The organism is Mesotoga sp., assembly GCF_035363035.1.
GTDB lineage: Bacteria > Thermotogota > Thermotogae > Petrotogales > Kosmotogaceae > Mesotoga.
Window position 1 is genome coordinate 1 of record NZ_DAOSEH010000072.1, and the last position, 10,969, is coordinate 10,969.

At 50.9% G+C, this 10,969-nt stretch carries 10 protein-coding genes; all 10 read right to left on the reverse strand.

The window, feature by feature from the left end:
* Positions 1-271 (reverse strand): DeoR family transcriptional regulator (locus tag PKX57_RS09555; protein WP_472416991.1); only part of this gene is annotated, 271 nt, incomplete at its 3' end.
* A gap of 539 nt (positions 272-810) precedes the next feature.
* On the reverse strand, positions 811-2,082 hold the full coding sequence (locus tag PKX57_RS09560) for a S41 family peptidase (protein WP_472416993.1): 1,272 nt from the start codon (positions 2,080-2,082) through the stop codon (positions 811-813).
* A gap of 600 nt (positions 2,083-2,682) precedes the next feature.
* Positions 2,683-4,203, reverse strand: a complete 1,521-nt coding sequence (locus PKX57_RS09565; RefSeq protein ID WP_472416995.1) for a xylulokinase — start codon at positions 4,201-4,203, stop codon at positions 2,683-2,685.
* A gap of 124 nt (positions 4,204-4,327) precedes the next feature.
* Positions 4,328-5,257 carry a substrate-binding domain-containing protein gene (locus tag PKX57_RS09570; protein WP_213922868.1) on the reverse strand — a complete coding sequence of 310 codons (930 nt, stop codon included), beginning with the start codon at positions 5,255-5,257 and terminating at the stop codon, positions 4,328-4,330.
* Positions 5,258-5,283: 26 nt separating this feature from the next.
* The gene (locus tag PKX57_RS09575) at positions 5,284-6,225 is read right to left on the reverse strand and encodes an ABC transporter permease subunit (protein WP_213922867.1); all 942 of its coding nucleotides are present in this window, start codon (positions 6,223-6,225) and stop codon (positions 5,284-5,286) included.
* Positions 6,225-7,733: a sugar ABC transporter ATP-binding protein gene (locus PKX57_RS09580; protein WP_472416997.1), complete on the reverse strand. Its 1,509-nt coding sequence runs from the start codon at positions 7,731-7,733 to the stop codon at positions 6,225-6,227. Before PKX57_RS09580 ends, PKX57_RS09575 begins: the two co-directional genes overlap by 1 nt.
* Before the next feature lie 2 nt (positions 7,734-7,735).
* Positions 7,736-8,530, reverse strand: a complete 795-nt coding sequence (lsrF, locus tag PKX57_RS09585; protein ID WP_213922865.1) for a 3-hydroxy-5-phosphonooxypentane-2,4-dione thiolase — start codon at positions 8,528-8,530, stop codon at positions 7,736-7,738.
* Positions 8,523-9,506 carry an alcohol dehydrogenase catalytic domain-containing protein gene (locus PKX57_RS09590; protein ID WP_213922864.1) on the reverse strand — a complete coding sequence of 328 codons (984 nt, stop codon included), beginning with the start codon at positions 9,504-9,506 and terminating at the stop codon, positions 8,523-8,525. Before PKX57_RS09590 ends, lsrF begins: the two co-directional genes overlap by 8 nt.
* Complete coding sequence (locus PKX57_RS09595; protein WP_214048991.1) at positions 9,503-10,465, reverse strand: sugar-binding domain-containing protein; 963 nt, start codon at positions 10,463-10,465, stop codon at positions 9,503-9,505. The genes PKX57_RS09590 and PKX57_RS09595 overlap by 4 nt, the downstream gene beginning before the upstream one ends.
* 4 nt (positions 10,466-10,469) lie before the next feature.
* A partial coding sequence (locus tag PKX57_RS09600; RefSeq protein ID WP_472416999.1) for a class I fructose-bisphosphate aldolase occupies positions 10,470-10,969 on the reverse strand: 500 nt, incomplete at its 5' end.

Consider the following 10,969-nt stretch of genomic DNA (forward strand, 5'->3'; position numbering starts at 1 on the left):
TAGTGCTTCCAGCATCTATAAAAATCACGTCATACTTCTCAACGAACTTCGTAGCCTTCAAAGCAATATGTCGTTTTTCATCAACATCAATTGCAACCTTTTCCTGGAATTCGGGATCATACCTTTGAAGCTTTGTCTGAATGGCACCACCATGAACTCTCTTTAGCAGGCCCTCTCGCTCGAGTTCAGAGAGATCGCTTCTGATCGTTACCTCAGAGACTCCCAGTTCGCTGGCTATCTCAGTGGATCTAACCTTTCCTTTAATAGACAACTCTCTAAGTATCTGTCTGCGTCTTTCTTCAGAAAGAATTGTAATCGCCTCCTTTGTTGAAACTATACCACTCTGGATTTTTGAAAAGCAAATTCAAAACAAGCCGAATTTTCGAATTATCTGTCTTTATTTTCGATTATCTTGTTATTTCTATTCGTATCTACAGCTTATGAGTTGCTGTATCCAATAAATAGGCGAAGAAATAAATAAGTAAAAAGAAAGGAAATTCGACTCCATATAGAGTTTTTTATGCGAAAAGCAAAACAAAAAGAAAGAGTTCCGAAAAAACGGTAGCATCAGAGGATCATGGAAAGAATAAAAGGCGGAACATAAATAATCGACTCAACACTGATAAAGCACATGACAAGTCAGGGGATAAAATTGAGGAGTTCGACCTCACACACCTATCTCCTCCCGTCGGGTTCTTCTTTCTATTCTCGATCTTCCTGATATGAATTTCTTCCTCGACGAAATAGTCTTTCTATCCAGAGAGCTCTGAGGTCCGGGCTAAAGCCGAAATCGATCGATATCTTTCATACTCAATTTATGCCGGTTATAGTATCTATAGCCTTTTGAAGAGTGGCATCGCCGTTTCCGAGATACCAGTTGATTTCCTCTTCCAAGCTCTGTTCGATTACAAGATCCGGCTCGATGTGCTCCCCTTCAGCTCCATTGATAACTAGAATCTTCGACAGACAGAAGAGGAGACCTGTATTCGGCATGGTGTGGAACGGATTGGTTATTCCAAAATTTACCGGCTCGCTCGACCGCTCGCCAATCACCACGGCGTCGGTGTTTCTCCGCATGAAGCTCAGGAAGAGAAGTGTTGCCGAATTGACGTTGGCGTTGGTCAGAATCCATATCCTGCTATCTTTGGCTTTCCATGAATAATCGGGATAGACAGGCAGGTTCCACGTCCTGATGGTGTACTGGCCCGATGAATCTCTTGTGCCGATCTTTTCGACAAGGTCGGCCCTCTCTTTCGTCAGATAACCCAGAACCGCCTCCAGGAAAAGCTGGAATCCCCCGCAGTTGTCCCGGACATCTATGAGTAGATCGGAGTATCCATCTCCCGGGATACGATACATAAGCTCGAGTGTCTCTTCCTGATAATCGGGATGAAAGCTCGGAATTTTTAGGACCGCTACTGAATCGATCTGCTCGAAGGCCGGTGGTCTGTTTGAGTTTCTCATCATCTGCCAGTCTGAATCGCTCACTGAAATGGAATTGATGGCCGCTTTGCGTATTTCATCGTTGAAAAGGTAAGTGACCTCCACTTCGGGGCTGTTCATAAACTGCGGGATTGCATGAATGAACCAGTTAATGAAGATGTTAGGTCCGGTCTCCTCGCTCTCGTAGTAACCCATCGAGCTGCCGTATTTCTCGTAAAGCTCGTCGATTGCGAATCCTTCTATCTCAAGGATAAAGCTCCCGACGGGTATTAAACTCCCAGATTCGATCACCAGCGCCCTGCCCTGGACTTCTCTGGTTTTGAAGGGCAGTACGTCGACTTCTCCGGGGAAAGACATTCCCGAGTGCTGATCCTTCAGGCTATCGGTAATCCTCCCCGCGACCAGAAAGAACTCGCTCAGGGTCATCCCATCTTTCAGTGACGACTTCGCCTCTTCCACTAGATCGCGGAAAACCTCCTCATCTATCTTCCGCCAGGGATCGTAGAAAAGACTTTCAATTTTCCCGACGAGAAAATCGATATCTTCCAGAAGCTGCCTGCGGGTGAAAACCTCTACCGGAAAGGCAGTTGAAAGGAGCATGATAAACAATAAAAGCATAAGCAAAGGCACTCTCTTCATTAGGAATCTCTCCTTATATTTATATGCTATGGACTTACAAATTCCTGCTAAGAGAAATCGCAGTGATTTAGTTTGATTTTTTATTGATTACCTAACAATTCATATATTTACTTTTCAAATAAAAGTATAGACGATCATTTGATTTTTTAAATACTTATTTGTTATAATTAATTTCGCTAATCTAACTATAGATTGAGTGATTTTGATTCTGTGGGTAATAGGGGGATATTAGTAAAATGAGGCTCGTACCAAGAAGAAAAGCCGAGCTCAAGAGCTTGAAGTTCTCTGTAGGTGTGTTGACTATCGCAATGATCGTTGCAAGTATTTACACAACATACTGCGTTGTAACACGATACGACATGCTAATCCAAAACCCAAGATTGTGGAGCCTGGTCGCAGGTGTATATGTTGTCACAGTCATGTCAGTAATCTATTATCTTATACTTGGCAGAGCACAAAGAAAGATGAGAAATAGTTTCTGAGTCCTTTTGCCTTCATTTAGAAAAACTGGCCTTGAAAAGGTTTGAGCTATGGTGTGCTTTTTAACTCTCACTTCGTTAGTTTTAGAAATATGTTTGGAGACCGGCACAGATTTATTTATTATCTGAAAAGGCCGATGTTTGCCGTGTAGAGTTCTTTAAAGATATTTTTTCTCTCTTTCATGTACGAACTGTATTCGGCTCTGGGCTCCACCCGGTCGTACTTTTTCTTTATCTCTTCAACGACTTTTTCGAGAGCCTTACCGCTCGTGGCCGACAGAGCGATCAGGGCGGCACCTGTCGCCGAGTCGTACTGGCGGGGCGAGACCAGCAGCTCGTGATCGAGCACGGTGGCGATCAGCTGTAGCAGAACTTCGCTCCTGGCACCGCCGCCCGAGACGCAGATCTGGTTCGGTTCGAGCGCCGTTCTCTTTATCTCGTCCCCTATCATGCTAATATCCAGGGCAATGGCTTCGAAAACCGAACTCAAGATCTCTTTTCTGCCGGTTTCCATGGACAGTCCAAAGAGAATTCCTCTGGCTTTGGGGTTGTTGAAGGGGGTGCGCGCTCCTCCAAAGAACGGAAGAAGACTCATGTTTGAAGGTTCGTATTCCTCCGCTCTAAAACCCGACAGCAAACTCTCTTTCTCGTCCATGTCGAGGCCGAACAGTCTGTCGGTCACCCAGTCGGTGAGGAGGCCGCCGCAGCTGGTAGCGCCACCGGCGGTGAAGGATCCCGGGACGGCACCGGTTTCAACGAATAGGGCGGGCGATCTTACGGGTCTGTCGAGACACTGGATGTAAATCGAGGTCCCTCCCAGCGAGATGGAGACGTTTCCTGGCTCGAGGCAGGCGTTGGTTATGGCGTCGGAGCATGCGTCTCCCGTTCCGGTGAAAGCGGGAGTTCCACAAACCAGCCCAGTTTCTTCGCTTGCCCGTCTCGTTACCTTGCCGGTGAGGTCGGTAGCCCATTTTATATCTGGAATTATCTCTGTCGGGAGGTCTGCGTGATCGAAGGGATCCTCGAAAATCTCCAGGGTGTTGAGGTCTATGAGGTTGCCCGCTGAAAGCGAGAAGATATCCGAGGCAAATTGGCCGGTCAATCTGAAGGCTATGTAACCGTTCGCGGTAAGAACCCGGGCCGTCCTTTCGAATATCTGCGGTTCGTTTTTTCTCAGCCAGAGGATCTTTGGAAGGATGGACTGGCTTGAATACTCTGTGTACAGCGGATTGTCTCCGGCCTGTCTCATGAACTCGTTGAGCAGTTCGATCTCTTTAGCGGCCCTCTGATCGATTCCGTACATGAAAGACTTTCGCAGGGGAGTTCCATCGCCCGATACAGGCAACACGTTCGGACACATGGAGCTGAGTCCTATCGCTTTTATGCTCGAGAGGGGGATCTCTTTGCCCGCCATCGCAGTCAGTTTCAGAAAGTCCTGCCACCACACCCGGGCGTCCTGCTCGGGATAGCCATCGTCGGAAAAGCTCTGTGAATGATTGACCTTTGCGCTTGCGACAATACGGCCTTCATTGTCTGTGATGGATATTTTGCTAGAAGTCGTACCGATATCGTATCCTGCGAAAAGCTCTCTTTCTTTCACGGCCGATACACCCTCCCTTTCTAGATCGTGTACGTGAATCACGGGTAATGAAGAAAAACGGGGGAGCCTTTGCATTAAAAAAATCCTCGAATCGTATCTACCCCTCGACTCTCGACAGGTGAATGCAACAGGCTCCCGAAAGCGCTTCAGTACTTCTTTCAGTTGGTTATTTCAGATAATCCTGAGCGTTTGCCGAGGTTATAAGCGGGGCGTCCATGTATATTACCCGGACGGCTCCGATGACCTCTTCGGGGCTGTTTCCCTCGACGACTATCTTCTGTATGAGCTCGGCCGCCCTGGTGGCGGAGTCTCCGAAGGGCTGCAGGATCGTGGCTACGACGGCCGTGTTGTTGGCCGCTATCATTCCTATGTTTCTTTCGTTGCCGTCAATTCCGACCACGAACATGTCTTCCTGGGTGTAGCCGGCAGCCCTTATAGCCAGGGATACCGCGTAAGCCGGGTCGTCCCAGGCGCACCAGACGGCGTCGATCTTGTCGCCGTACTTGAGCAGGTACGATTCCATGGTTCTCTGGGCGTCTTCGACGAATCCCGCCGGCGGCAGGTGATGGACTTCGAGCACTTTGATGTTCGGCTCTTCAGTCAACACAACATCCAGGGCCTTGCCTCTGAAGCGGGTCCCGTAGAATTGATCGAATTTGAACACGATTATATTTCCCTTGTGGTTCAGTCTGTCGACCAGATAGGTGGCGATCTTCGCGCCCATCTCCCAGTTGTTGGTGAGAATGTCGGCCGTCAGCAGGTCGCTGTACTCGGAATCGATCCCGATCACGGGGATGCCCGCCTCTTTCGCCGCGGTGAGCGAGGAAGTGAGCGAGCTTGCCTGACCCATGGCGACCACAATAAGGTCTACTTTCTTCGACACGTAGTTTTCCACCAGGTTGTTCATCGTCTCCCAGGAGCCTGCAGAGTTCGAGACGTAGATGGTCCAGCCGTTGGTCTTTGAAATGGCTTCGAGATTTTGGGCGATCGTTGCCTGGGTTACCGCAGAAAGGTTGGCCGCGACGAAGCCGATCTCGACACCGACGGCCAGCGAAACGAGTAACATAATCGCAAGAACAAGAACTACCTTTTTCATAGTTACCACACCTCCTGTTGTTTGCCTTAGAAGCTCTCAGAGTTTCTGAATGAGGTCATCGCGACGGCCAGAATTATGATCGCTCCTTTGGCGATGTACTGAAAGAAATACGAAACTCCCATTATTACAAGACCGTTGTTTATAACTCCGATGATCAAAGCTCCCACGAAAGTCCCCGGTACGTTCGGCCTGCCCACCTTGATCGTGGTCATTCCCAGGAAGGAGGCGGCTATCGCATCCATGAGGTAAGCGTCGCCCGCGGTCGGCTGTCCCGATCCCAGCCTGGAGGCGAGAATACAGCCGGTGAAGGCCGCGAGGGCGCCGGAGATTATCATTCCGATCACGCGGAGAAGCCTGACGTTGATGCCCGACAAAAAAGAGGCCTTCACACTGCCCCCTATAGAGTACATCCACTTTCCCATCTTCGTCTTTTCCATCACGAAGGTGAAGACGACTATGACGGCTGCCATTATGAAAACCTGGACGGGGATTCCCAGGACTCTGTTCTGCGCGATCGCGAGGAAGGAATCGGGGAAGATCCCGTAAACTTCCTGGCCTCTGGTGAACATGAAGTTGATACCGGTCGCGATCGTACCGAGGGCGAGGGTCGCGATGAAGGCGGAGATCTTCAATCTGGTGATCAGGATTCCGGCGATCACGCCGAAGAGCGCGCCCATGCCTACCGTGATGAGTATGGAACCGAACACGCCCAGGCCGTTCAAGATCAGAGAGGTCACTATAACTCCCGAAAGGCTCGCCACCGAAGCGATAGACATGTCGAAATCTCCCGGTATCATGCAGACGGTCATCCCGGTCGCTATTATCGTCAGCATGGAAATATGGGAGAGGATGTTTATGAGATTTCTGGAAGTGAGAAACGTTTCGGTCATTATCGAGAAGAAGACGACTATCCCGATCAAGGCCAGAATAGTGCCGTACTTCTGAAAGAGCAACCCTATCTTATTCATTATTTTTCACTCCTTACGGCGAGGCTGTCGCTGAGCGCATTTTCGAGAATCGAGTGTTGATCGTACTCCTCTCTTTTGAATTCCGCCGTGATCCTCCCCAGGCGCATGACATAGATCCTGTCGGCTATACCCAGCAGCTCCCGGATATCCGAGGAGACGAACAGCACCCCGCAACCCTTCTTCGCGATTTCCTGCATTATCCTGTAAAACTCGCTCTTGGCTCCGACATCTATTCCCTGGGTCGGTTCGTCGAATATGAAGATCCTGGATTCCGGTCCCAGAAGCCATTTCCCCAGAACCACCTTCTGCTGGTTGCCGCCGCTCAGATGAGAGATTATCGTTTTCAGCGACGGCGTCTTTATCTTCAGATCGCTCGATACTTTGCTGGCCCTGGCGTTGGACTCTCTCGAGCTGATCACACCTAACCTGGTCAGCGTCCCAAGGAATGGAGAGGTCAGGTTGTCTATAACCGACATATCCTGGACAACCCCCTCCCTCCTTCTGTCCTCCGGGCAGAGATAGACACCGGCCCTCATGGCTTTCGATGGGCCTTTTATCCTGATTTTTTCGTTGTTTATCGTTATTTCGCCGCTATCGATTTCGTGGGCGCCAAAGATCGATTTCATGAGCTCCGTCCTTCCAGAGCCGACCATTCCGAAGAAGCCCACTATCTCTCCCCTCTTCACCTCGAAGGAGATATCCTTCAATCCCAGTCTCGCTACGTTGAGCTTCGAAACCCTGAGAATTCCCTCTCCGATCTCCGAAGCTTGCTTGGGATATTGATCTACCAGATCCCTGTTGGTCATCAGCTTTATGAGGTCGCGTGTCGATAGCTCCGAAGAGACGGATGTGCCTTCGTATCGACCGTTTCTGAGGACGGAGATTCTATCGCAGAGATTGAAGACTTCGTCCAGGTGGTGGGAGACGAAGATGATGCTTATGCCGGACTTTTTCAGGTTTTTTAGGATCTCGAAAAGATTATCCGTATCGCTCTGGGTTATCGAGGCCGTCGGCTCGTCTAGAACCAGTACTTTTGAGTTCATGCTCAGCGCCCTGAGGATCTCGACCATCTTCTGCTTGGCAACACTTAGAGTTCCAACCGGAACACGCAGCGGCACTTCGATTCCGTACTTCTCGCAAAGCCTCTTCGTGTTGGATCTGATCTCCCTGCCTTTCAAAACCGAAAGCCGGGAAGGTTCCCTCCCCAGCCAGATGTTCTCCTCGGCAGTAAAAAACGGATCCAGAACGGTGTCCTGATAAACTACCCCTACGCCCCTGTGAAGCGCCTCGGAAGGACTGCTCAATTTTACCGGCTTGCCGAACAGTCTGAGCTCTCCCGAAGTCTGCTGAAAGACTCCGGCGAGTATGTTTATGAGCGTGGACTTTCCGGCCCCGTTTTCACCTACCAGTCCATGAATCTCCCCTTCTTCCAGAGCGAAGTCGATATTGTCAAGAGCAACGACCCCGGGAAACTCCTTCCTGACCGAGATCATCTCAACAACTTTCATGACTATCTCCCGAAGCGTTTCGAATAAGCCTCTTCGGCGGGCATGCCGTCGTTGACTATATCCTTCAGAGCCAGCAGCATCTCCACCGGTCTCTCGTGCTGCCAAACGTTTCTACCCATATCGACCCCGCGAGCTCCCGCCCTTGTGGCATTTTCGGCGATCTTCAGGACATCCAGCACCGAATCCATCTTTGGACCGCCGGCTATGACTACGGGTATGCCGGCAGCGGCCTCGATGACCTTCTCGAATTTTTCGTCGCAATAATACGTTTTGACGATATCGGCGCCCATCTCCACGGCAACCCTCACGGCCAGCGAGAGGTATCTCGGATCGGTTTTGCGCTCCCGGTCCTTCCCGATCGCGGTTACGGCCAGCACCGGAAGGCCGAAGGTTTCACAGTCGTCGCACAGCCGGGCCAGTTCGCGTATAGTTGAGTACTCGTTTGGAGTGCCGACGTAAATCGAGGTGGCGACGGCATCGGCAGACAATCTCAACGCCTCGGTCACCGTTGTGGTTATGCTTTCGTTGGTTATATCCTCGCCGGCGATTGTTGCCGCGCCGCTCACCCGGAGTACGATCCCGACGTGCCCGTTCGGTGTGTAGCAGTTCTGCAGTATCCCTTTGTTGAGCATTATGGAATCGGTGAACGGTGTGAGTTTGCCTAGCATCTCGGCCGGTCTTTCCAGACCCTGCATGGGTCCTAGAGCCATCCCGTGATCGAGAGCCAGCATTATAGTTTTTCCGGATCTGTTGAATATCCTTGAAAGTCTGTTTGCCTTGCCGAACAACTCACTCACCAACCTTTATTCCGACTTTGATAGATCTGCCTTCTACGGCGTCTTTGAAGGCCTCCTCGAAATCGGAGAATTCGTAGATTCTTTTTGTGAAAGATCTCAAGTCGAGCTTACCGCTGTTTATAAGCGCGATGGCGGCCATGAAATCCCTAGAGGCAAAGCCCGTGGTACCGGTCAATTTCACACCGTTGTAGTGGATTATATTGGGATCGAAGAGAGCTTTCGTCCCTTTCGAATAGCCGCCGAAGAGCACCATGTTTCCGAACAACTTCACCCGGGGCAGGTATTCATCGATCAATTCGGGAACGGGCGCCGTTAGCACGATCGAGTTGTATTTGCCCGTGTCTTCGCTGGAGGCGGCAAAGCCCAGTTCTTCGGCCAGTTCCAGCCTCTCTTTCCTTTTGTCGGTAATCACCACCGTCTGGCCGTAAACATCCCGCAAGGTTATAGCGTTCAGCATACCCATTATCCCGGCCCCGACGACCAGCGCCGAGTTGCCCGGCTGTAGCTCCATATGTCTGCAAGAGGTCAACGCGCAGGCCATGGGTTCCGCGAGGGCAGCCTCTTTGACCTTTTCTTTCGAAACCTTTGCAACGCCCTTCCTGGCGTAACCGGCGTCGATCGAAAGGAACTCGGTTATGGCTCCGTTGCTGGGAAAGTCTCTGGTTCTGCATCCCTCGGGGTAACCGTTGATACACTGCTCGCACTCGCCGCAGTTCACGAAGGGGGCTACGGCGACGTAATCGCCGACTTCGAACTCCGAAACGTTCCGACCGGTTTCGACTATCCTTCCCGAACATTCGTGGCCCAGTATGGTCGGAGGCTTGATCATCGGGTGTCCCTGCTTGTAGGTCTTTATATCTGTGGAACAAATGAATGAGTAGAGTATCTTGACAAGAATTCCATCTTCTCCGATTTTTGGCTTCTCGACATCTCTGATTGAGATCTTTCCGATTCCTTCGTACATCACTGCCTTCATCCATGCACCTCCTGCTGTGTAACTAGCATCTGGGCCGTCCTTATATCCGTAAAGAGAGTGGTTATGTAGCCTCTTGAAAGGGCTGCCCGTATTCCTTCGACTTTGTGCTCCCCGCCGCTCAGGCAGATCCTCTCGGGAACTTTCAGCAGATCGCCGAAGGGGATTCCCAGAAGGACCTCTTCGATGTTCTGGCAGACTATTTCGCCGCCTTTGCCCATGAAGCGAGAGACTATATCGCCAACGGCGTGCTTTCTGACCAGCTCGAGTATCATATCGCCGGGAAGATTTGAGTCGAGAACGGCCGACATTCCGGCCGGGGCTCCCAGACCAAATACGACTGCTTCGAGGTTCGACCACTCGTTGACGGCCGTCTGAACCGACTGTACCTGCTTCATGATTTTCAACTGCTCGGGGTTGTTGAAGATCGCGGGAGCGGCCAGAAAAATAGGGATCGCGCCCAGAGAACCGGCCATTTTTTCGACAATGTTGTTGATCTGATAAGTCTTCTCCGACTGTCCCAGACCCCCGAGGAGCGGTATTATCTTCATCTCGGGAAACCTGGCGAGGTTTTCCGGGAGACTCATTACGGCTTCATAAACGGTCGTCCCCCAGCCCAGCCCGACATAACGTTTGCCTTCTAGAAGCTTGGTTAGGTTCTTCTGGAAGGAGAGAGAGATCCTCTGCTTTATCTCCTTATCGGTGCCCTTGATAGAGGCTACGACATGGGCCTCCCTTATGGCGTATTTCTCGACTATTTCTCTCTCGAGAGAGGAGAGATCGAAAGATTCCGGCCCGACGAGCTCGATCTTCACCATTCCCAGTCTGCGCGCGCTGGTGAGCAACCTGGAGACTTTCGACCTCGAAAGACCCAGTTCGATGGCTATCTCCTCCTGGTTCATCTCGTTGATGTAATACATCTCAGCAGCCCTGTAAGAGAGACTGACTTCATCCATCTTCATCTTCTTACCTCGAGGTGAAAATTACTCTGACTTTCTTCAAGAAACCGGTCCTTTCCTTTTCCTGGAAGAGGTTTCGACCTATCGCCGCGCCTTTAGCGCCGGCCTTTGCCGCGTCTTCAAGGGAAGCGAAGAAATCGCGGTTCTTCTCGCCTCCTGCGACGATCACGGGAACGGGGCACGATCGAACGACCTCGCCGTAATTTGCGGTCATCATGGTCTTTATAACGTTCGCTCCAAGTTCGGCTCCTATTCGAGATATATTTCCTATAACCTCGGGGGAGGAGTAGTCCTCCTTCCTGTAAGGAAGCATCTCGGCAATTACAGGTATCCCGTACCTCTGGTAGTCCCAGATGGCTTTCGAAAGAGCGTGAAGGGCATCGGAATCTCTCTCCTGACCGACGATTCCCATAACTATTACCGCATCGGCTCCAAGCCTCAGTGCCTGTTCGGGATCGAGAAAGTATTTCGTGTTGCCGATATCGCCCGATAAAGCCGAACCGGCGT